The 20,802-nt window shown below is 70.7% G+C and carries 17 protein-coding genes; 15 read left to right on the top strand and 2 right to left on the bottom strand.

Going from position 1 to position 20,802, the window contains the following annotated elements:
- The first annotated feature begins 293 nt into the window (after positions 1 to 293).
- From H613_RS26225 to H613_RS0112275, 3 genes are all read left to right on the top strand, one after another.
- Positions 294 to 2,006 (top strand): FAD-dependent monooxygenase, encoded by a 1,713-nt coding sequence (locus H613_RS26225; RefSeq protein ID WP_026924027.1) that lies wholly within the window; start codon positions 294 to 296, stop codon positions 2,004 to 2,006.
- Between the two features lie 51 nt (positions 2,007 to 2,057).
- Positions 2,058 to 3,008 (top strand): SDR family NAD(P)-dependent oxidoreductase, encoded by a 951-nt coding sequence (locus H613_RS0112280; RefSeq protein WP_026924026.1) that lies wholly within the window; start codon positions 2,058 to 2,060, stop codon positions 3,006 to 3,008.
- A 92-nt stretch (positions 3,009 to 3,100) separates the two neighbouring features.
- Entirely contained in the window at positions 3,101 to 3,736 is a 636-nt protein-coding gene (locus H613_RS0112275; protein ID WP_026924025.1) for a 4a-hydroxytetrahydrobiopterin dehydratase, read from the top strand.
- Between the two features lie 63 nt (positions 3,737 to 3,799).
- Here H613_RS0112275 and H613_RS26220 read toward each other — a convergent pair whose 3' ends face one another.
- Complete coding sequence (locus H613_RS26220; protein WP_051393294.1) at positions 3,800 to 4,978, bottom strand: serine hydrolase domain-containing protein; 1,179 nt, start codon at positions 4,976 to 4,978, stop codon at positions 3,800 to 3,802.
- Positions 4,979 to 5,110: 132 nt separating this feature from the next.
- Between H613_RS26220 and H613_RS0112265 the strand changes: the two genes are divergently transcribed.
- From H613_RS0112265 to H613_RS0112255, 3 genes are all read left to right on the top strand, one after another.
- Positions 5,111 to 5,809: a GAP family protein gene (locus H613_RS0112265; RefSeq protein ID WP_156925986.1), complete on the top strand. Its 699-nt coding sequence runs from the start codon at positions 5,111 to 5,113 to the stop codon at positions 5,807 to 5,809.
- Positions 5,810 to 6,267: 458 nt separating this feature from the next.
- Positions 6,268 to 7,341, top strand: a complete 1,074-nt coding sequence (locus H613_RS0112260; protein WP_156925985.1) for a hypothetical protein — start codon at positions 6,268 to 6,270, stop codon at positions 7,339 to 7,341.
- 502 nt (positions 7,342 to 7,843) lie between these two features.
- Positions 7,844 to 8,083 (top strand): hypothetical protein, encoded by a 240-nt coding sequence (locus tag H613_RS0112255; protein ID WP_026924022.1) that lies wholly within the window; start codon positions 7,844 to 7,846, stop codon positions 8,081 to 8,083.
- A gap of 46 nt (positions 8,084 to 8,129) precedes the next feature.
- On the opposite strand, the gene H613_RS0112250 is transcribed toward H613_RS0112255, so the two are convergent.
- Positions 8,130 to 9,026, bottom strand: coding sequence for an alpha/beta fold hydrolase (locus H613_RS0112250; protein WP_026924021.1), 897 nt, complete (start codon positions 9,024 to 9,026; stop codon positions 8,130 to 8,132).
- An 81-nt stretch (positions 9,027 to 9,107) separates the two neighbouring features.
- Between H613_RS0112250 and H613_RS0112245 the strand changes: the two genes are divergently transcribed.
- From H613_RS0112245 to eccCb, 9 genes are all read left to right on the top strand, one after another.
- Positions 9,108 to 9,767 carry a TetR/AcrR family transcriptional regulator gene (locus tag H613_RS0112245; protein WP_026924020.1) on the top strand — a complete coding sequence of 220 codons (660 nt, stop codon included), beginning with the start codon at positions 9,108 to 9,110 and terminating at the stop codon, positions 9,765 to 9,767.
- Between the two features lie 808 nt (positions 9,768 to 10,575).
- Positions 10,576 to 10,995, top strand: a complete 420-nt coding sequence (locus H613_RS0112240; protein ID WP_026924019.1) for an SRPBCC family protein — start codon at positions 10,576 to 10,578, stop codon at positions 10,993 to 10,995.
- 115 nt (positions 10,996 to 11,110) lie between these two features.
- Positions 11,111 to 12,496: a tryptophanase gene (locus H613_RS0112235; protein ID WP_026924018.1), complete on the top strand. Its 1,386-nt coding sequence runs from the start codon at positions 11,111 to 11,113 to the stop codon at positions 12,494 to 12,496.
- Between the two features lie 107 nt (positions 12,497 to 12,603).
- The gene (locus H613_RS0112230) at positions 12,604 to 13,437 is read left to right on the top strand and encodes an ABC transporter ATP-binding protein (RefSeq protein ID WP_026924017.1); all 834 of its coding nucleotides are present in this window, start codon (positions 12,604 to 12,606) and stop codon (positions 13,435 to 13,437) included.
- Positions 13,434 to 14,234, top strand: a complete 801-nt coding sequence (locus tag H613_RS0112225; RefSeq protein ID WP_026924016.1) for an ABC transporter permease — start codon at positions 13,434 to 13,436, stop codon at positions 14,232 to 14,234. Before H613_RS0112230 ends, H613_RS0112225 begins: the two co-directional genes overlap by 4 nt.
- Positions 14,231 to 15,385 (top strand): sensor histidine kinase, encoded by a 1,155-nt coding sequence (locus tag H613_RS0112220; protein ID WP_026924015.1) that lies wholly within the window; start codon positions 14,231 to 14,233, stop codon positions 15,383 to 15,385. The genes H613_RS0112225 and H613_RS0112220 overlap by 4 nt, the downstream gene beginning before the upstream one ends.
- Positions 15,382 to 15,996, top strand: coding sequence for a response regulator (locus tag H613_RS0112215; RefSeq protein WP_026924014.1), 615 nt, complete (start codon positions 15,382 to 15,384; stop codon positions 15,994 to 15,996). Before H613_RS0112220 ends, H613_RS0112215 begins: the two co-directional genes overlap by 4 nt.
- Positions 15,997 to 16,060: 64 nt before the next feature.
- Positions 16,061 to 16,438: a hypothetical protein gene (locus H613_RS31425; protein ID WP_169731989.1), complete on the top strand. Its 378-nt coding sequence runs from the start codon at positions 16,061 to 16,063 to the stop codon at positions 16,436 to 16,438.
- On the top strand, positions 16,435 to 20,802 hold the full coding sequence (gene eccCb / locus H613_RS26210; RefSeq protein WP_035737881.1) for a type VII secretion protein EccCb: 4,368 nt from the start codon (positions 16,435 to 16,437) through the stop codon (positions 20,800 to 20,802). Before H613_RS31425 ends, eccCb begins: the two co-directional genes overlap by 4 nt.

Below are 20,802 nucleotides of genomic sequence, written 5' to 3'. Positions count from 1 at the left end.
GGCACGGGCGGCGGGAAGCGGGTCCGCCTCGGGGAGGCCGGGCTCGGATCGTCGAGCGGGACCGGCCAGGCCGGACTCGCCTTGCCAGGAGCCGTGACCACATGGCCGGGAAATGATTGGACGGGGCGATGCTCGGGCTTGTAGCCTGCGGTGGACCGTGACACCGCCCGAGGAGGTGAGACCCATGAACGCTGTATCGACGTGGGTACTCCCCCACCCGTCGCGGTCGGGCGATTGACGTAGGTGTCGCCGGGAGTGCCTCGACAACAAGGCACTCCCGAAAGGCAACGCCTATGGACTCTTCGCAGTTCACCACCGAACCGTCGTCGAACGACACGGTCGAGCGCGACATTCCCGGCCTCCACGCCGAGCGCGCGCCGGACGTGTTCGACGTGATCATCGCCGGGTGCGGGCCGACCGGCGCGATGCTGGCCGCCGAGCTGCGGCTGCACGAGGTGCGGGTACTCGTCCTGGAACAGGAGACCGAGCCCGCCTCGTTCACCCGCATCGTCGGTCTGCACGTTCGCAGTCTCGAGCTGATGGCCATGCGCGGACTGCTGGATCGCATGCTCGAACACGGCAGGCGGCGTCCGGCGGGCGGGTTCTTCGCCGCCATCCCCAAACCCGCGCCCGAGCTGGATTCCGCGCACGCCTATCTGCTGGGCATCCCGCAGCCGATCGTCGTTCGACTGCTCGAAGCACATGCGATCGAGCTGGGTGCGCAGGTCCGGCACGGCCTGGCGCTAGCCGGTTTCGAGCGGGACGAGGAGGGTGTGACCGTCGAGCTGGCCGACGGCGAGCGGCTGCGCTCGCGCTATCTCGTCGGCTGCGACGGCGGGCGCAGCACGGTGCGCAAACTGCTCGGCGTCGGCTTTCACGGCGAGCCCTCGCGGACCGAGACGCTCATGGGCGAGATGGAAGCGGGTGCGCCGCCCGGGGAGATCGCCGCCAAGGTGGGCGAAATCGGAAAGACCCAGCGGCGGTTCCGGTTCCAGCCCTTCGGTGAAGGGGGCTACGGTGTCGTCGTCCCCGCCGCGGGAGTCGGCGATCGCGCCCGACCGCCCGCGCTCGAGGACTTCAAACGGCAGCTGCGCGCCGTCGCCGGAACCGATTTCGGCGTGCACTCCCCGCGCTGGTTGTCCCGCTTCGGGGATGCCACCCGGCTGGCCGAGCGCTACCGGGTCGGGCGGGTGCTGCTGGCCGGCGATGCGGCGCACGTCCATCCGCCCATCGGCGGACAGGGCCTCAATCTGGGTGTCCAGGACGCGTTCAACCTCGGCTGGAAACTGGCCGCGCAGGCCCGCGGCTGGGCGCCGGCGACGCTGCTGGACACCTACGAGGCCGAACGTCGCCCGGTCGCCGAGGACGTGCTGGACAACACCCGCGCCCAGATGGAGCTGTCGTCCGCCGAACCGGGCCCGCGGGCCGTGCGGAGGCTGCTCACCGAGCTGATGGACTTCGACGAGGTGAACCGCCATCTGATCGAGAAGATCACCGCGATCGACATCCGGTATGACCTCGGCGAAGCTTGCGAGCCGAGCAATGAGCACGGTGGCGAAGCTGGCGAGCCGAGCAATGAGCACGGTGGCGAAGCTGGCGAGCCGCGCAAGCAGCACGGTGGCGAAGCTGGCGAGCCGCGCAAGCAGCACGGTGGCGAAGCTGGCGAGCCGCGCAAGCAGCACGGTGGCGAAGCTGGCGAGCCGAGCAACCAACGCTGCGGCGCAGGCACCGACCTGCTCGGCCGCCGCCTGCGCGACATCGAGGTGCGACAGGGCCGCCTCTATGATCTGCTGCATCGCGGCCGCGGCCTGCTGCTGGACCGCACCGAACGCCTGAGCGTCGGCGGATGGTCGGACCGGGTTGATCGCCTTGCGGACCCCACTGCGGCGCTGGAGGTTCCGTGCGTCCTGCTGCGCCCCGACGGCCACGTCGCCTGGATCGGCGAGGATCAGCGGGACCTGGAGGACCACCTCTGCCGCTGGTTCGGCAGGCCCGCCGACTACTAGCCTGTACTGCGGGTTTGCCTTGGAGCGCACTCCAAGCCCTAGGTTCGGGGCATGACCACACCACAACGGAAGCTCAACTCCGGATTCGGACACGACACCACCGCCGCCGAAGTCCTCCAAGGCATCGACCTCACCGGGAAATTCGCCGTCGTCACCGGCGGCTACTCCGGCATCGGCCTGGAGACCACCAGTGCCCTCGCCGCGGCGGGAGCGGACGTCCTGGTCCCCGCACGCCGACCCGAGGTCGCCGAGGCCGCGCTCGACGGCGTCAAAGGCGTCGAGACCGCCGAACTCGACCTCGCCGACCTCGGCAGCGCGCGCGCCTTCGCCGACCGGTGCCTCACGGAGGGCAGGAGCATCGACGTCCTCATCAACAACGCCGGCGTCATGGCCTGCCCCGAGACCCGCACGGCCAACGGGTGGGAACTCCAGTTCGCCACCAACCACCTGGGGCACTACGCCCTGACCAACCGGCTGTGGCCGCTGCTGTCCGGCGGCGCCCGGGTGGTCACCGTGTCCTCGGGAGGCCACCGCGGCTCGCCGATCCGCTGGGACGACGTGCACTTCGAGCACGGCTACGACCGCTGGGACGCCTACAGCCAGTCCAAGACCGCCAACGTCCTCTTCACCGTCCAGCTCGACCGGCTCGGCCGGGCCGCGGGCGTGCGGGCCTTCACGCTCGACCCCGGCGCCATCCTCACTCCGCTCCAGCGCCACATGACCAAGGAGGAGCAGCGGGAACTGGGCTGGATCGACGAGGACGGCAACGCCGTCCCCGACTGGTTCAAGAGCCCGGCGCAGGGAGCGGCCACGCAGACCTGGGCCGCCACTTCGCCCCGGCTCGACGGCATGGGCGGGGTCTACCTGCAGGACTGCGATATCGCCGAGGTCGTCGACGAGGTCGACGCTCCCGGCGTTCGCCCCTACGCGATAGCCCCGTCCGAGGCCGAGCGCCTCTGGGGCTACTCGGCCGATCTCACCGGCGTCGACGCCTTCGGCTAGAGAGGCGAGAGGGCCGTGGTTCGTCGCCCGCGGCTGGCGTGGCGGAAGGCCGCGCCGCTGACGGGCTGTCGGCCGCGGCCTATCGTCGAGGCATGGAGCAGATCACTCATCTCGGGGTCGAGCAGATCGATCTGGCGGATTGGCGGTTGCTGCTGGGGGCGTTGCGCACTCGGTTCGCGACCGGTTCGTTCGGGGCGGGGGCGGCGTTCGTCGCGGCGGTGGGGCGGCTCGCCGATACGGCCGGTCATCATCCCGACGTCGACCTGCGTTCGGGGCATGTGCAGCTGGTGTTGCGCGGCCGCGGCGGTGTCACCGCACGAGAAATTCGGCTCGCCGAGCGGATCAGCGCGCTCGCCGCCGATCAGGGCCTGGATTCGTGCCCTGAGCGGCTGCAGGTGCTGGAGTTGGCCTTGGACACCCCCGAGTCGGGGGCCGTGCTGCCGTTCTGGAGCGCCGTCCTCGGCGGCGGCGCGGCAGACGGCGATGTCGTCGATCCGGCGGGGGTGCTCCCGCCGTTGTGGTTTCAGCGGACTGATTCGACCGCACCCGATCGGCAGCGCTTCCACCTCGACGTCACCGTCCCGCCGGAAGCCGCCGACCGGCGGGTCGCCGCGGCGCTCGCCGCGGGCGGACGCGTCGTCGACCAAGGGCGGGCCCCCGCCTTCATCGTCCTGGCCGATCCCGATGGCAACCGGGCCTGCATCTGCACCGAACTCGGCCGGGACTGAACTCCGCCGCTTCGACGGCCTCGGGGCCGAGCCGCATCGGCTCGGCCCCGTCCTTCCGTCGGCTCACTCGGTGGCGGTGCCGCACAAGGCGGCGGCGAGGAACTCGTGCAGCGCTTCGTCGAAGGCGTCGGAGTCGGTGTACCCGTGCTTGTCGCCGATGTTCCAGGCCACCGTGACCTGGCGTTCGCCGTCGATGGAGTGGAACGACGTCACTTCGTGTCCGAGGGCGTCGCCTTCGTGCCCGATGAAGACCTCGTCGGGGTCGCCGGGGCAGCCGAACCGCTGTCCGAACAGGCCGAGTCCGTACTGGAAGTCCGAGCCGGTGTCGACGAAGTCGGTGGCCTCGGCCAGTTGCCCTTCGGTCAGCAGGGTGCCGTCGGTGAGCGCGTCGTAGAAGTCGTTCATGTCGCCCATGGTGGAGACGATGCCGCCGGCGGCCCACATCTGCGTGCTGGACAGGGCCGTGGTGTCGAAGTACGGCTCGTCGCTCTCGCCGGTCGTGATGTACGGGACCAGGTGCGGACCGTGGATGCCGTTGCCGTGCTCGCCCGGGAAGTAGGTGCGGTCGAGGTCGGCGGGCTCGAAGATCCGCTCCTCGAGCTCGTGGCCGAGCGTGTTGCCGGTCAGCTCCTCGATGAGCAGGCCGAGGACCATGTAGTCGGCGTTGGAGTACGAATAGTCGGTGCCCGGCTCGAACAGGAGCGGGCCCTCTGTGGCGATGTCGATGAGTTCCTCGGGTTCGTAGTCGGTCCGGTAGCCCTCGCGGATGTCGGCGATGTCGCCCCGGGCCAGCGACGGGTAGAGGCTGGGCAGGAAGTCGGGCAGGCCGCTGGTGTGCGTGAGGAGCTGGCGGACCGTCGGGTCCTCCTCATAGGGCAGTAGTCCGGGAAGGTAGTCGCCGATCGGGTCGTCGAGGTCGACCGCGCCTTCGCCCTCGAGTTGGATGACGACGGCGGCGGTGAACGACTTGGTGGCGCTGCCGATGCGGACCCGGTCGTTCGCTCGGGCGTCGTCGGCTCCCGGGTCGAGGCTCCTGGGCCCGATCGCCTCGGACCAGGTCTCGTCGCCGTCGCGGACCTCGGCGAGCACGGAGTGGTCGGCCAGTCCCGCGAACTCGTCGAGCCTGGCTTCGAGGAGATCGGTGTCGAGGCCTTCGGAGGGACACGCCGCCGCGGCCGCGGTGCCGGTGGCGGCGACGAGGCCGAGCGTCAGGATGGTGGTGGTGAGTGCTGTTTTCCTCATGGCCCCAACACTATGAGTCGTGTCCGGGAATTGCGGTGCCTCTGTCTGTACAAAAGGGGGTGGGGTTGGCCTGACCATCGCACCGCGTCCGGGCCACTGGGACCGGGGAGGCGGCTTCGCGGGCGAATAGTCTTGCCGGACCCGGTGGATTGGAGCGGCGGTATGGATTTCGGATTGCTGGCGAGTCTGGCGGGCCTGGCGGTCCTGGATTCGCTGAACACGTCGACCATGCTGGCGGTGGTCGTGGTCGTGTTGACCGCCCGCCGCCCGGCGGCCACCGGTTGGGCTTATCTGGCGGGGGCGGTGCTGGCCTTCTACCTGGTGGCTGCGGGTCTGCTGCTCGGCGCCTCGGCGGCCGAGGACGCGCTGGCCGATTTCTCGATGTGGGCGCGCCGGGCGATCTTCGCGGTGCTGGCCCTGTTCCTCGTCCGGCTCGGTTGGCGGCGCCTGCGGACGCGCCCGAAGCGGCCCGCGGTGCGGCTGCCCTCATGGGTGAACCCGTGGAGTGCCGTCGGGCTCGGCGCCTTGACGACGGCGTTGGACCTGCCGAGCGCCTTCCCGTTGTTCTTCGCGGTGAGCCGGCTCGTCGACGTCCCGATCGGCACCGCGCAGGGCTTGGCGCTTCTCGCGGGCTATGCCGTCGTCTATGCGCTGCCCACGCTCGGCGTATTCGTGGTCGGGCTCAGGCTCAAGGACCGGATGCGGGACCGGCTGGAGCAGTTCGCGAGCGGCTACGGCAAGGGCGAGGTGGCGGCGAGCCGACCGATCGCCGCCTTGTACCTCGCCGCGGCGGCGGCCAGCGCCGCGATCGCCGTATTCGTCATCGGCTGACCGCCGCGGAGCGACGAGCGGCACCGGCACGAACACCCCGCGCGCTCGCGGTGGATTCCGGTCGGCCGAAGTGCGACGCCGCCGGATCCGCTGAGCACTTGCCCGTGCACCTGCCACCGACCGGGCCGCAATTGCGGAGAATCGAACCGGGAATCGGCTTGCGTCGCAATGCGCAACGCCGGCAACTTCCGAGCGGTGTTATCGATTCCGCTCTATTCCGTGCACTTCCGCAGCGGATCCGCCATACCACAGAATACATTAGACGTAGGTGAATGACATATCACTGCAAAACAGGATAGGACCGAGCAGGATATGACAACGATGCCGCATTACTGTCGGGTTGTCGTCAGGTCGCTATGCCCCGAGTGACCTCCTTGGTACTTTGTGGTCGATCATCCGACGGCTCCGCTGATCGCCGTCGATGCATCGATCAACCACTTGCCCAAAGGAGGTCAGCAATGACGAACAAACCGAGGAAATGGAAATGGGTGAGACGTGTGCTCACCCTCGCCACCGCGATGGCGGTGGCGCTGTCGGCCGGACTGGTCGCGCTCGGAGCCGCCCCCGCGGCGGCGGGCGGCCCCACCCTGGTGCCGCTCATCTCTTTCTACAGCGCGGCCAGGGGTGACTACTTCACCACGACCCAGTCGGTGTGGACCTGCCAGTACTACCACACCTGCTCGCAGGATCCCGACTACGACGTCGTCGGCATGCAGGGATTCGTCTACAACCCGGCGAACCCGCAGCCCGCCAGGACCGTGCCGCTCTACCACTGGTGGAACCCGACCCGCGGCGACAACTGGCTCACCACCGACCCGCGCTGGGCCGGGGAGGTCGGCGACCGCCAGTACTCGGGAGGCTGGTACGAGCTCTTCCGGATCGAAGGGTACGTGTCGACCCAGTACTCGTCCGTCTTCGGCGAGCTCCACAGCTACTGGAACCCGACGGTCGGGGACAACGCCGCGATCGGCACCTGGGAACGCGACCAGTCGGAGCCGTCCGGCTGGACGAGGTACCGCTTCGAGGGCTACCTGTTCCCCCCGTCGAGCAGGCCGAACCTCGAGTGCCTCACCGACGACACCCCCAGCTACCAGGACGATCCGAAATGGAATGCCCTCGGCAATTACGTGAACGACTGGGACGCACCGGCGAGCTTCCTCGACGGCGACGCGCTGAAGGTCGACGCGGATCCGAACAGCACGATCAGGATCGATTACTGGGGGACGCAGAAACCGGTGTTCGGCCACTCGGGCGACACCGCGCCCGGGATGCCGGCGCCGGGGCTTCCACCGTATTCCCTCATCGGCAGGGTCACCTCCGGCGCGATGTACGTCGAAGGGTGGGGCTGGGCCGAGGCCTACGAATGGTTCCCGGTGGTCGGCACGGTGGACACCGGTTCACCGTCGCCATCGCCGTGCCTGCTGTACGAGTCCCGAGGGGGCACGGGTCAGAAGTTCCAATTGAGCTTCAACGACTCGAACCTCGGCGACAACGGCGGGTACGCACCGGTGACGGTCACCCAGTGGTGGTGAGGTCGCATGGGCCGGGCCGGGATCCCGAATTCGGGGGTCTCGGCCCGGCCCGACTCCTCGTTCGCGGCGCGGCGAGCTCGATGCTCGACCGAGCGGGTGAATCTCCACCTCGGCGTCGAGGACGAAGCCGCGTTCGCATGACCCCTCCCGCGTGCGGCTGCCAGGATGGGGCGTGCCGCCGCGCGGCGCCGACAGCCCGGTCGGCCGATGTCATCCACGCATCACTCACGGAGCCCACCGATGGACTACTGCGTCAATTTCGACAGTGCCACCTCACCGGCGACCGTCAAGGACGCCATGGTCGAGCAGTGGGGCCTGCATTCGGCGGCCGTGTTCGCCGGCGCGGGCGCCGAGCTCGAACGCTACGACGGCCCCGAACTCGAGGTCGTCGTCCAGTCGGGACTCGCCTCGGGGTCCGGGTTCGGCACCGAGATGCAGGCCGGGATCGAGTTCGCGCTGCGATTTCGCCGACGAGCTGTCCGTCGCGGTCGAGCTGTGCCTGGTGCTCGGCACGCGGGCCGTCATCGGCGCCGGAGCGGCGGCGGCGCATTGCCTGCTCATCACCGAGGACGGGTGGCACGGACCGGCCGTGCTCGACGCCGACGCGCTGGCCCGCGGCGCGATCGTGCTCGACGCCGCGCTCGGGCCGGTTCGGACTCCGCGGCTTCATCTCGGGGAATGGGAGCGGCTCGACCTGCCGCCGCTGGGGTTCGCGCCGCTCCGGCGCGGACGGGACTGCTGAACCGCCCGGTGAGGAGCGGTTCGTCCGCGTCCGCCGACGCGAGGCCCTAACGGGGCTGCGGGCGCGCGGCGTCGGCGACGGCCCGGATCTCGTCGGCGTAGCGCGGCCACACGTCCCGCGGCAGGTCGTGGCCGACGCCCGGGACGATGACGAGCCGGGCCCCCGCGATGGCCCCGGCGAGGTCGCGCGCCGCGGAGATGCGAAGCAGCTGGTCGGCGTCGCCGTGCAGGACCACGGCCGGGATCCGCAGCCGCGCGAGGCCGCCGCCGTTCCAGTGCGCGCCGAGCTGGCGGCCCATGGCGCCCTGGTCCCGGACGGCGCACACGTCGTCCTTTTCGATGCGGGAGAGGGCCTCCGCCTCGTCGAACGGGAACCCCGGCGAGGCCAGCGCCCGGGAGACCGCCAGCGCCATGGCGATATCGCCTTCGCGGGTCTCGGGGAAGCGCAGGCGCGCCATCCGCGCGACGAAGCCGAAGTGTATGTACCGCAGCATTTTCGCCCGCCCCGCGTCGCTGGAGACCGCGGCGGAGGTGGCGAGGCTGCGCACTCGGCCGGGGTGGCGCAGGGCGATGCGCTGCGCGTTGAGGCCGCCGTTGGAGTGGCCGAACAGGTGGGCCGAGTCCCAGCCCATCGCGTCCATGACGGCCGCGGCGTCGTCGGCCACGTCCTCGCCGGTGTAGGCGGGGATGCTGCGGCGGAACAGCGCCGTCACCGGGCGGGCGGCGGCCGGGAAGTGCGTGGACTGGCCGGCGTCGCGGTTGTCGTAGGAGACGACGTGGAAGCCGCGTGCGATGAGTTCCTCGACCAGGCCCGTCGGCCACCAGAACCTGGTCACGGCGGACCCCATGACCAGCAGCAGCGGCTCGCCGCCGGTGCCGCCGAGGTCGTCGTAGGCGATGCGGACGTCGCCGTTGCGGGCGTAGCCGCTGGGAGACGGGCTCATGATTCCTCCTCTGAGTTTGCGAACGATGTTCCCGAAGTCTAGCCTTCGGGTACGGTGTTCGCAAATACTCGAGGAGGCGACATGACCGACGACACCGAACCGATCTGGCTGCGCGCCGAGCGCGCGGCCACCGGGCGCCCCGCCGAACGCAGCCGCGCCGAGATCACCGCCGCGGCCATCGCCGTCGCCGACCGGGGCGGCCTGGAGGCGGTGTCCATGCGCAACGTCGCGGACGAACTCGGCACCGGCGCGGCGTCCCTGTACCGCTACGTGAACGGCCGTGACGACCTGCTCGACCTCATGGTCGACGCGACCGCCGCCGAGCCCCGCCTCGAACCGCCCACCGGCGACCAGGTAGCGGACCTCACCGCGTTCGCCGAGGAGCTGCGCGCGACCATGGTGCGGCATCCATGGCTCCCCGAGCTGGTGCTGACCCGTCCCTCGCTCGGCCCCAACGCGGTGGCCGCCCTCGACCACGTCCTCGACGTCCTCGCCGACCACCCGGGAGACGGGCGCGCGAAGCTCGAGATCTTCGCGCTGCTCAACGCGGTCGTGGCGACCTTCGCGCTCAACGAACGCGCGGCCGCCGACCGCCCCGAGCAAGCCGTCGCCTACCTGCGCCACGTCGCCGCCACCGGTCGGCGGCCGCGCATCACCGCGCTGCTGGAGGATCTCGCCGCACCGGACGACCGCCACCGCGGCGACGCCTTGACCGCGATCCTGTCCGGGCTGCTCCGGTAAGCGGATCGATCGCCGGCTCAGTGATCGGCGCGGTCCAGGACGGTCAGTGATCTGAGGGTTCGCGCGGTGGCTCGCAGCCGGAGAGCGATCGGGGCAGGCCGAACCACGGCAGTACGCCGCTGTCGAACTTGACGACGGCGCTGATCCGGTCCCCCGCGAGAGTCAGGACGGCGAGGCCGGTAGACCGCCGGGGCCGCCCGGGGGTGTTCAGCCTGCATCGCCAAGGAACCCGTGGACTTCAGTCCATGGAGGAATTGGCGGTGATTGCCTGCTCACAGTCTCGCGAAGCGAGACTGTGAGTATCTGGCACACTGGTGACATTGCAGTACCCGCGAGTCATGAAGGCACGAAACCGACTTCGGTCGGCTGGCACGGTTTCCCTCGGCGTGAGCGGGCGTTGGAGAACGACGGCATTGCAATACGCAATGAGGGCAGCTGTCAACCGGCCCAACGGGGACTCATCACTCCCCAGTGTCGCCGATACGCCACAACCGGTGGCGGGCACGAGCGACAAGCCATCCCGCTTCAGCGGGTGGTAGTTGACGTACGTCGCGAAGGCCGGCTGGGCGTTGGCGCGCGTCGGAACGGCGGCGAGCGACCAGTCGAATGAGCATGGTCGAAGTGAGCGCGGCCGAGTGAGCACGCGGGCGGTACCCGGTGCGGGGCCGTGCCGCCCGCTGGATTCGGTCATGGCGGGCGGGGCTTCACCGGCGGCCCTCACGTCACTCGCGCATCGTTTCGCCGCGGGCGGGTACCCCCGCCCCCACGAGGCGCGCCTCCGGGGCGCCGCAGGAACGAGGAGCAGCCGATGGCCACGTACACGCACACCGAGGACGCCGAGGTCGCCGCCGACGACCTGTTCGGGTTCCTCGCCGAGCCGCGGAACCTGCCGCGGTACTTTCCGCGGATGACGGCCGCCGAGCCCGAGGGCGGCGAGGCGGTCCACGTCGAGGCGGAGGTCCACGGGGACCACGTCGAGGGCGACGCCTGGCTCCGCCCGGACGCCGCCGAGCGCCGCCTGGAGTGGGGCGCCGAGGGCCCCGACGACTACCACGGCGAGCTCCAGGTGGACGAGCTCGCGCCGGGCCGCAGCCGCATCACCGTCAGCCTCCACAGCGTGCGCGAGGCCGAGGGCGGCGAGGTGCAGGACGGCCTGGAACGGGCGATGACCGCGCTGGCCCAGGCGGCGGTCGAGGAGGAGCGGACGCGGGCCGAAGGGTACGGCTAGACCGGCTTGGGACGTCTCCGTGCTTCTGGGCCAACGGTTCCTGATGAGGCCGTTGATTCACAATCGACATTCCCGTACGCTTGGTGACGTTACCATCACTACCTGAGGGAGCCGCATGGCCAACTACATCGCTGAGCCGTTCAAGATCAAAGCGATGGAGCCGCTCCGCGTCACCACACCGGAGTACCGGCGAGAGCGCATCGAGGCGGCGGGTTACAACCCGTTCTCGCTTCGCGCGGAAGACGTCTACATCGACCTGCAGACCGACTCGGGCACCGGCGCCCTGAGCGACCGGCAGTGGGCGAGCCTGCTGATCGGCGACGAGTCGTACTCGGGCGGGCGCAGCTACTACAAACTCCTCGACACCGCCCGCGCCCTGTTCGGCGAGGACTACTACATCCAGCCGGTCCACCAGGGCCGCGCGGCCGAGAAGGTCCTCTTCCCGGCCCTCATCGAACCGGGGCAGCACGTCGTGTCGAACACGCTGTTCGACACCACCCGCGGCCACGTCGGGCTCGCGGGGGGCGTCCCGGTCGACCTGGTCACCGAGGCGGGGCGCCATCCGGCGGTCCCGGCCGACTTCAAGGGCGACATCGACATCCCCGCGCTGAAGGAGTTCATCGCCGCCAAGGGCGCCGACTCGATCGCGGCCGTCATGATCACCATCACGAACAACTCCCTCGGGGGACAACCGGTCGCGATCGCGAACATGCGCGAGGCGCGGCGCGTCGCCGACCGGCACGGCCTGCCGCTCCTGCTCGACGCCGCCCGGTTCGCCGAGAACGCCTACTTCGTCAAGCGGCGCGAACCCGAATTCGCCGACGCCTCCATCAGCGAGATCGTCCAGGAGACCTTCGCGCTCGCCGACGCGTTCACCATCAGCGCCAAGAAGGACGGCCTGGTCAACATCGGCGGGCTCCTCGGCGTGCGCGACCACCCCGCCCTCACCGCCGCCGTCAAGTCCTCGGTCGTGGCGATGGAGGGCTTTCTCACCTACGGCGGCCTGGCCGGACGCGACCTGGAGGCCCTCGCCGTCGGCCTCACCGAAGCCGTGGACGAGGACCTCCTGCGCTACCGGATCGGCCAGGTCCAATACCTCGGCGCGCGGCTGGAGGAGGCCGGGATCGTCCACCAGACCCCCGTCGGCGGGCACGGCGTCTTCGTCGACGCCGCCGCGTTCCTCCCCCACCTCGCGTGGCACGAGTTCCCCGGCCACGCACTCGCGATCGAGCTGTACGTCGAGGCGGGCATCCGCGCCGCCGACATCGGCTCCCTGCTGCTCGACCCCGACCCCGTGACCGGCGAGGCCCAGCGGGCGGTCGCGGAGTTCACCCGCCTGGCGATCCCGCGCCGGGTCTACACGCAGGCGCACCTCGACGTCGTGGCCGACGCGCTCATCGCGATCAAGGACCGGGCCGCCGACGTCCCCGGGTACGAGATCGTCGAGCAGGCCAAGGTGCTGCGCCACTTCACCGCGCGGCTGCGACCCATCACCCGATGAGGGCATCCGCCGCCCGAACCGGCGGCGGATGTCAACCGGTCGGTGGACACTCCGATTCGGCCGCGCGGTCGTCGCGGCCGCGTCCGAAGAGGACCAGGCTTGATCGCATGAACGATTCGGCCATCCGCGTCCGCGGCCTGCGCAAGACCTACGGGAGCACCACCGCGGTCGCCGGGCTCGACCTCGACGTCCGCAGAGGCGAGACCCTCGCCGTCCTCGGCCCCAACGGCGCCGGCAAGTCCACCACCGTGCAGATCCTCTCCGCCCAACTCCCCCGGGACGGCGGCGCCGTCACCGTGCTCGGCACCGATCCGGCAGGGGCCGACCGGCGCTTCCGCTCCCGGTTGGGCATCGTCTCCCAGACGGCGAACGACCTGCTCGAACTCACCGTGGCGGAGGTCGTCCGGCACTTCGCCGCCTACTACCCGCGCCCCCGCGACCCCGGGCGGGTGCTCGACGAGGTCGGCCTCGCCGGGCAGGCGAAGCAGAAGCTCCGCCAGCTCTCCGGCGGCCAGCGCCGCCGCGTCGACGTCGCCCTCGGCGTCGTCGGCAACCCCGAGCTGCTGTTCCTCGACGAGCCCACCACCGGCTTCGACCCCGAGGCGCGCAGGCGGTTCTGGGACCTCATCCGCTCCCTGGCCGCCGACGGCACCACCATCCTGCTCACCACCCACTACCTCGACGAGGCCGAGGCGCTGGCCGACCGCATCGCCGTCATCGCCGCGGGCCGCATCCGCGCCTCCGGCACCGTCGCCGACCTCGTCGACGACCGCGAGGTCACCGTCGCCTGGCGGGACGGCGCCAAGACCACCGACACGCCGACCGCCCTCATCGCCGAGCTGAGCGCGGCCCACGGCGGCGAGATCCCCGGGCTCACCGTCACCCGTCCGTCCCTCGAAGACGCCTATCTCCGCCTCACCGGACAGGAGACCGCGGCATGACCACCCCGAACGCACTGACCATCGGAGGCGCCCGCGGCGTCGTGGAGCTCAAGCAGTTCTTCCGCGAACGCGACTCCGTGGTCTTCACCTTCACCTTCCCCGCCGTGCTGCTGATGATGCTCGGCTCGGTCTTCGACGACGCCGGGGCCGCGGGCGTCAGCGGCGGCCAGGTCCTGACCGCCAGCTTCGCCGCCGCCGGGATCGTCTCCACCTCGTTCGTCAACCTCGGCAGCGCCCTGGCCGTGGAGCGCGACGACGGCACCCTGAAGCGCCTGCGCTCCCTGCCGATGCCGCCGGTCTCGTTCTTCCTCGGCAAGATCGTGCTCGTCGTCGTGGCCAGTTTCGCCGAGCTGGTGCTGCTGCTGGCCATCGGCGTGCTGATGTTCGACGTCGCCCTGCCGAGCGACCCGGCCGCCTGGCTGACGATGGCGTGGCTGTTCGCCCTCGGGATCACCTCCTGCTCGCTGCTGGGCATCGCCGCCTCCAGCCTGTCGCGCAGCGCCCGCAGCGCCGGAGCGGTGACGACGCTGCCCTACACCGTGCTGCTGTTCATCTCCGGCGTCTACGTCCCGCTCCAGACCGTGCCGGACTGGATGGCCGACGTCGGCGCGGTCTTCCCCGTCCGGTGGCTCGCGCAGGGATTCCGCGCCGCGCTCCTGCCCGAGCGCATGGCCGCCTACGAGCCGGCCGGCCACTGGGAGCTGGGCAAGGCGGCCGTGATCCTGGCACTGTGGTGTATTGGAGGATTGGTGCTGTGCCTGACGACCTTTCGCTGGCGGAGCCGCCTCACCCGATGAGGCAGCACGCCTGGTACGACAGCTTCCCGTACTGGGAGTGGTTCTTCGCGGTGTCCACCGCGATCGTCGCCGCGCTGGTCTGGGCCGGCTCGGCGTCGGTCGGCACGGCGATCGCGTCCTCGGCGTGGATGGCCGCCCTCGTGGTCTGGTACCTCGTGCTGGGTCGGCGGCTCATCCTCATCGACCTGAGCGTCACCGAGGTGGACGGCCGCCTCGCGCACCTCTACCGCCTCGGGGTGCTGGTGCTGTTCGTCGCGCTGGCGCTCACCGACCGCAACGGCTCCCTGACGTTGCTGGTCCCCATCGTCGCCCACCTGTTCTGGATCGTCCCGCTGTGGCCGTCCGTGCCGGTGCTGGTGGCGCTGAACCTCGTTCCGGCCCTGGTGGACGTGGTCGACGGCGAGCCGGTCGGGACGGTGCTGGAGACGCTGGCGGTCTGCGCCGCCACCGCGGCCCTCTCGGTCGCCCTCGGCGTGTTCATCGTCCGCGTCATCGACCAGAGCGTCGACCGCTTCGAGCTGATCGAGGAGCTCAAGGACAGCCGGGCCGAGGTCGAGCGCCTGTCCCACGAGGCCGGGGTCGCCGCCGAGCGGCGGCGCCTGGGCACCGAACTGCACGACACCGTCACCCAGGGGCTGAGCAGCATCATCATGCTGGTCCAGGCCGCACGCACGGCCGACGACGAGCGGCGGGAGGAGCACCTGGACCTGATCGAGCGGACCGCCCGCGCGAACCTGGCCGAGGCCCGCGCGATGGTGGAGGCGCTGGCGGTCGACGATGCCGGGGCGGTCCAGGCCGAGACCGCCCTCGCCGAGCTGGCCGAGGCGGCGGGCGCTTCGTTCGAGGTCGAAGGCGAGCCGCGGCACCTCGCTCCGGCGAAGGCGGTGGCGCTGGTGCGCGCCGTGCAGGAGGCGCTGCGCAATGTCGACAAGCACGCCGCGGGCGCCGATGTGCGGGTGCGGCTCGCCTACCGGGAGTCCGACGTGGCCGTGTCGGTCGCCGACGACGGCCCCGGCTTCGATCCCGGGGCGCCCTCCTCCGGCTTCGGGCTGCTCGGCGCCCGCAACCGGATGATCGGCCTCGGCGGAGCATTCGAAGTGGACACTTCCCCCGGCGCGGGGACGACGGTGCGGCTGGAGGTGCCCGCGTGATCCGGGTGATGCTGGTGGACGACCACCCGGTGGTGCGGTCGGGCCTGCGCGGCATGCTCGCGGGCGAGGCGGACATCGAGGTGGTCGGCGAGGCCGGTTCCGGCGACGAGGCGCGGACGACGGCGGCCGCGCTGGCGCCCGACGTCGTCCTCATGGACCTGCGCATGCCCGGCGGCGACGGCGTCACCGCCACCAGGCACTTGGCGCCCACCGCGAACGTGGTGGTGCTGACCACCTACGAGACCGACGCCGACATCGTCCGCGCCGTGGCGGCCGGGGCGGTCGGCTACCTGCTCAAGGACACGCCGGTCGCGGAGCTGGTGCGGGCGATCCGGGCCGCCGCACGCGGCGAGACGGTCCTGGCCCCGTCGGTGGCGGCGCGGCTGGTCGGCACGGTCCGCTCCCCGCGCGGCCACGGCCTGTCCGAGCGCGAACTCGAGGTGCTGCGCCTGGTGGCCGACGGCGCGTCGAACGCCGAGATCGGCAGGCGGCTGCACATCAGCGAGGCCACGGTGAAGACGCATCTGCTGCGCACCTACCAGAAGCTGGGCGTCAGCGACCGCACGGCGGCGGTGACCTCCGCGATCAGACGCGGCCTGCTCGACCTGTGACCGACGACCTGCCGCGCTTGCCGGATCGGTGATAATGGCATGCAGTCTCCCGGGAGGTGCCTTCATGCCAAGCGAAGTGACCATCACGATGACCGCGGCCGACGGGCAGTCGATGTCGCGCCTGGACCGCTGGTGCCAGGAGATCGAGACCGATCTGCGGTCGGTGCGCGGCGTGTCGGTGGAACCGGCCGCGGCCGAGGCCGCTCCGGGTACGAAATCCGGTGCCGCCCAGCAGATCGGGACGCTGATCGTCTCGGGGCTGCTGTCCGCGGCGGCGCTGAAGTCGATCGCCGACGTCGTGATCGCCGCTTTGCAGCGGTCGTCCGCCGGTTCGGTGACCGTGAAGCGGGGCGATCGCGAGGTCGTCATGGAGGGCCTGCCGCCGAAGGACGTCAAGCGGGCGGCCGCCGAGATCCTCAAGGTCCTCGAAGAGGACGCATGAGCAGGCGAGCGCTGCTGGTGGCGAACGACAGCTACCGCGACCCCGCGCTCAACGGGCTGATCTCCCCCGAGACGGACGCGGTGGAGCTCGCCGAGGTGCTCGGGGACCCGCAGATCGGCGGCTTCGCGATCGATGACGACGACGTCCTGGTCAACGAGTCCAAGACGACGGTCGAACGGGCCGTCGAGCGGCTCTTCGCCGAGGCCCGCCCGGACGACCTGGTGCTGCTGTACTTCTCGGGGCACGGCGTGCGGAGCCGCCGCCGCCGACTGCACTTCGCGGTCCCGAAGACGGAGGTCGGCTCGGCTCTGGCGTCGAGTTCGATCTCGGCCTCGTTCGTCAAGGAGTGCATGGCCGACAGCGACGCCGAGTCGATCGTGGTGCTCCTGGACTGCTGCTACTCGGGCCTGTTCGCGGAGGACGGCCTCAAGGCGGCTCCGGATCCGCACATCGGCAGGGAGCTCGAAGACCTGGCCTCGGGGCGCGGGGTCTTCATCCTCACCGCGACCGACGCGGTGCAGGAGGCGCTGGACGGCGACGTCGACCCCTCCGGTTCCCCGAGCCAGTCGGCGTTCACCTCCACGGTGGTGCAGGGCCTGCGCACCGGCAGGGCCGACGTCGGCGGCGACGGCCTGATCAGCACGGCGGACCTGTGGGAGTACGTCAGCCAGGAGATGCCGACCGACCGCCAGACGCCCACGCAGTTCGGGCGGCTCGAGGAGTCGATCCCCTTGGCGCGGGTGCGTTCGGGGGCTCCCCGCCTGCATCTGGAGACCGGCTCGCGGCTGTGCCTGGGCAGCCTCACCGGCGCGCTCGAGACGACCGCCGACCACGGGCTCCGGGCGACCTCTTGGAAGGGGTCGGGGCACCTCATCGTGCCGCTCGGCCAGGTCGTGGCGCGCGGCGAGCGCGGGGAGACCATGCCGGTGAGCCTGAGCAGCATGGGCGGCCACCTGCTGGCGGTGGGGAGGATGGGCAGCGGCAAGAGCACCCTGCTGCGCACCCTCGCGTGCTCGCTCGCACTGACGCACAGCCCGCACGAGCTCGAACTCGAGTTCCTCGAATCGGGCGCCAACAAGCTCGGTTCCCTGCGGAGACTACCGCACGTGCGGGGCGTGGTCGGCGACGACGAACCCGACGCGGCGATGGCCGTGCTGGAGCGGACCCAGGAGATCATCAAGCGGCGCAAGCGGCTGTTCCGCGAGTACGGCCTGGTCTCCCCCGAGCACTTCCGCAGCCGCCGGACGGCGCTTCCCGGCGGGCCCCATCCGGACCTGGTCGTCTTCATCGACCAGTGGTCCGACTTCACCGGCGCCATCCCGAAGTTCGCGGCCAAGGTGGAGGCCCTGGCGAACGTCGGCCGCGAGTTCGGCGTGCACCTGGCGGTGGCCACCCGCAGGCCCGACGACCTCGCGCAGCGGCTCCGCGAGCTGTTCGCCTCCTATGTCGAGCTGCGCCTCACCGACCCGGAGCACTCGCTGATCGACCCGGACCTGGCGCGGCGCCTGCCGGAGTCGGAACCGGGCTGGGCGCTGGCGGACCGCACGCGGTTCCGCGTGTCGCAGCCGTTCCTCAGCGACGACTCGGCCGGTGACCGGCCTTTCACGGACGGCGCTTCGGAGATCGTCGAGCTGGTCTCGCGGGGTTGGGCACAGGCCGAGCCGCAGACGTTCACGCCCGAGCCGGGCGCCGAGCGGACGGCCGCCGACGAGGACGATCCCGAACCGGAGCAGACCGATCCGCTCGATGCGACCGTCGGTCTCGGCGAGATCCTGGGCTTCGAGGTGGCGGCGTTCAACCCGGCCGTCGTTTGGCACGAGAAGCCGATCGAGGAGTACCTGAAGGTTCCGATCGGCATCGGCGAGAACGGTTCGGCCGTCCACATCGACTTCAAGGAGTCCGCCGTCGGCGGCATGGGCCCGCACGGCCTGCTCATCGGCGCCACCGGTTCGGGCAAGTCCGAGGTGCTGCGCACCATGGTCGCCTCCCTCGCCGCCACCCATTCGTCGGAGGAGCTCAACTTCGCCCTCGTCGACTTCAAGGGCGGCGCGACGTTCACGGCCTTGGACGACCTGCCGCACGTCTCGGCGGTCATCACGAACCTCGCCGACGAGATCGAGCTGGTCGACCGCATGCAGGACGCCCTGGAGGGCGAGCTGGTGCGCCGTCAGAAGGAGCTACGGCGCGCCGGGAACTTCACCAACCGGTGGGAGTACGAGCGGGCCCGGGCGGCGGGCCAGCCGCTCGACCCGATGCCGACGCTGATGATCATCGTCGACGAGTTCTCCGAGATGCTCGTGGCCAAGCCCGAGTTCATCGACCTGTTCCTCCAGATCGGCAGGCTCGGGCGCTCGCTGGGGGTGCACATGCTGCTGGCCTCGCAGCGCCTGGAGGAGGGCAGGCTCAGGGGCATGGACACGTTCCTGTCCTACCGGGTGGCGCTGCGCACCTTCTCCGCGCAGGAGTCGCGCACGGTCATCGGCTCCGGGGCGGCCTACGAGCTGCCGCGGCGGCCGGGCCACGGCTACCTCCAGGTGGGGATGGAGGACCCGGTGCGATTCCGCGGCGCCTACAGCAGCGGTGCGGTCGCCGATCGGGACGAATCACCGTCGTCGACGGGAAGCGAGCTGGACGTCCTGGTCTCGAATTCGGCCGGGATGGGACGCCCGGCCCGCCAGGTGTGGCTGCCGCCGCTGGCCGAGCCGCCGACGCTCGACCAGCTGCTCCCGCCGCTCAGGGCCGACCCGTACCGGGGTCTGACGCCGACTTTGAACTTCCCGCTCAACGGGAAGCTCAACGCCGTGTTCGGCGAGGAGGACCGCCCGTTCGAGCAGCGGCGCAGCCCGTTCGTCTTCGACCTCTCCGGCGCGCAGGGGAATGTCGCGATCGCCGGTGGGGCGCAGTCCGGCAAGTCGACGATGCTGCGGACGCTGATCGGCTCGCTCGCGCTGACACGCACCCCGAGGGAAGTGCAGTTCTACTGCCTGGACTTCGGCGGCGGCACGCTGCGAGGCATCAAAGACCTCCCGCATGTCGCGGGCGTCTTCGGCCGCCAAGAGCCCGAGGGAGTGCGGCGCACCGTCCAGGAGGTCACCGCCGTCCTGAACGAGCGCGAATCCTTCTTCGCCGCGCATCAGATCGACTCCATGGCGACCTACCGCCGCATGAAGGCCGACGGCCGCTTCGCCGAGGACCCCTACGGGGACGTCTTCCTGGTCGTCGACAACTGGATGACGCTGCGGGAGGACTACGAGCCGTTCGCCGAGCAACTTCGTGCGATCGGCAACCGGGGCCTGGCCTTCGGCGTCCACGTGATCGTCACGGCCACCCGCTGGGGCGATATCCGCATGAACATGCGCGACATGTTCGGGCTCAAGCTGGAGCTGAGGCTCTCTGACAGCGCGGAGTCCGAGATCGACCGGAGGGCGGCGGCGAACGTGCCGAAGAACCGCCCCGGCCGCGGCCTGTCGCCTAGCAAGCTGCACTTCCTCGCGGGCGTGCCGCGCATCGACGGCATCCGGGACGGCGACGACCTCGCCCCCGGCGTGGAGGACTTCGTCAAGAAGGTCAAGCAGGCGTGGCGCGGCGCGCCGTGCCCGCCGGTGCGGCTGCTGCCGCGCGAACTCAAGGCAGTGGACTTCCTCCAGGCGGTCGACCGCTCGAAGCCGGGCATCCCCATCGGCCTCGACGAGGCCGACCTCAAACCCGTCCATCTCGACTTCAACCGGGAGCCGCACATGCTGATCCTGGGCGACGCGGGATGTGGGAAGACGAACCTGCTGCGGCACATCGCGCGCCACATCCAAGCGACGTACACCTCGGAGGAGGCGAGGGTCATCATGGCCGACTACCGGCGCGGGATGCTCGAGGAGATCTCGAAGCCGACGCTGTTGGACTACGCGATGTCGGGCAAGCAGTTCGAGAGCTCGTGCAAGAACCTCAAGGGCCCGATCGAGAAGCGCCTGCCCGGCGACGACGTCTCACCCGCGCGGTTGCGGGACCGCTCGTGGTGGACCGGGCCGGACCTGTACCTCATCGTCGACGACTACGAGATGGTGGCCCAGCGGAACAACCCGATGACCATGCTGTCCGACCTCATTCCGCACGGCGTCGACATCGGCTTCCACATCATCATCGCCCGCCGCTGCTCCGGCGCGGCCCGCTCGATGATGGACCCGGTCATGGGCCAGATCAAGCAGTTCGAGAACCCCGGCCTGCTCATGAGCGGCGCCAGAGAAGAAGGGCCCATCTTCGGGAAGCTCCGCCCGAGCCCGCAGCCGCCGGGCCGCGGCACGCTGGTGCGCCGCGGGGACGGCGAGCAGCTGGTCCAGACCGCGCTGCTCCCGTCCAACGGCTCGGCCTGA

Source organism: Glycomyces arizonensis DSM 44726 (assembly GCF_000482705.1).
In the GTDB taxonomy this organism is placed as follows: Bacteria; Actinomycetota; Actinomycetes; order Mycobacteriales; family Micromonosporaceae; genus Glycomyces; species Glycomyces arizonensis.
The sequence above is the reverse complement of the archived record's forward strand: the minus strand, read 5'-3'. Positions and strand labels throughout refer to the sequence as shown.

Excerpts from the sequence above, each read along its gene's own strand:
- H613_RS26225 (WP_026924027.1), top strand. The coding sequence starts at position 294 with ATGGACTCTTCGCAGTTCACCACCGAACCGTCGTCGAACGACACGGTC.
- H613_RS0112280 (WP_026924026.1), top strand. The coding sequence starts at position 2,058 with ATGACCACACCACAACGGAAGCTCAACTCCGGATTCGGACACGACACC.
- H613_RS0112275 (WP_026924025.1), top strand. The coding sequence starts at position 3,101 with ATGGAGCAGATCACTCATCTCGGGGTCGAGCAGATCGATCTGGCGGAT.
- H613_RS26220 (WP_051393294.1), bottom strand. The coding sequence starts at position 4,978 with ATGAGGAAAACAGCACTCACCACCACCATCCTGACGCTCGGCCTCGTC.
- H613_RS0112260 (WP_156925985.1), top strand. The coding sequence starts at position 6,268 with ATGACGAACAAACCGAGGAAATGGAAATGGGTGAGACGTGTGCTCACC.
- H613_RS0112250 (WP_026924021.1), bottom strand. The coding sequence starts at position 9,026 with ATGAGCCCGTCTCCCAGCGGCTACGCCCGCAACGGCGACGTCCGCATC.
- H613_RS0112245 (WP_026924020.1), top strand. The coding sequence starts at position 9,108 with ATGACCGACGACACCGAACCGATCTGGCTGCGCGCCGAGCGCGCGGCC.
- H613_RS0112240 (WP_026924019.1), top strand. The coding sequence starts at position 10,576 with ATGGCCACGTACACGCACACCGAGGACGCCGAGGTCGCCGCCGACGAC.
- H613_RS0112235 (WP_026924018.1), top strand. The coding sequence starts at position 11,111 with ATGGCCAACTACATCGCTGAGCCGTTCAAGATCAAAGCGATGGAGCCG.
- H613_RS0112230 (WP_026924017.1), top strand. The coding sequence starts at position 12,604 with ATGAACGATTCGGCCATCCGCGTCCGCGGCCTGCGCAAGACCTACGGG.
- H613_RS0112225 (WP_026924016.1), top strand. The coding sequence starts at position 13,434 with ATGACCACCCCGAACGCACTGACCATCGGAGGCGCCCGCGGCGTCGTG.
- H613_RS0112220 (WP_026924015.1), top strand. The coding sequence starts at position 14,231 with ATGAGGCAGCACGCCTGGTACGACAGCTTCCCGTACTGGGAGTGGTTC.
- H613_RS31425 (WP_169731989.1), top strand. The coding sequence starts at position 16,061 with ATGCCAAGCGAAGTGACCATCACGATGACCGCGGCCGACGGGCAGTCG.
- eccCb (WP_035737881.1), top strand. The coding sequence starts at position 16,435 with ATGAGCAGGCGAGCGCTGCTGGTGGCGAACGACAGCTACCGCGACCCC.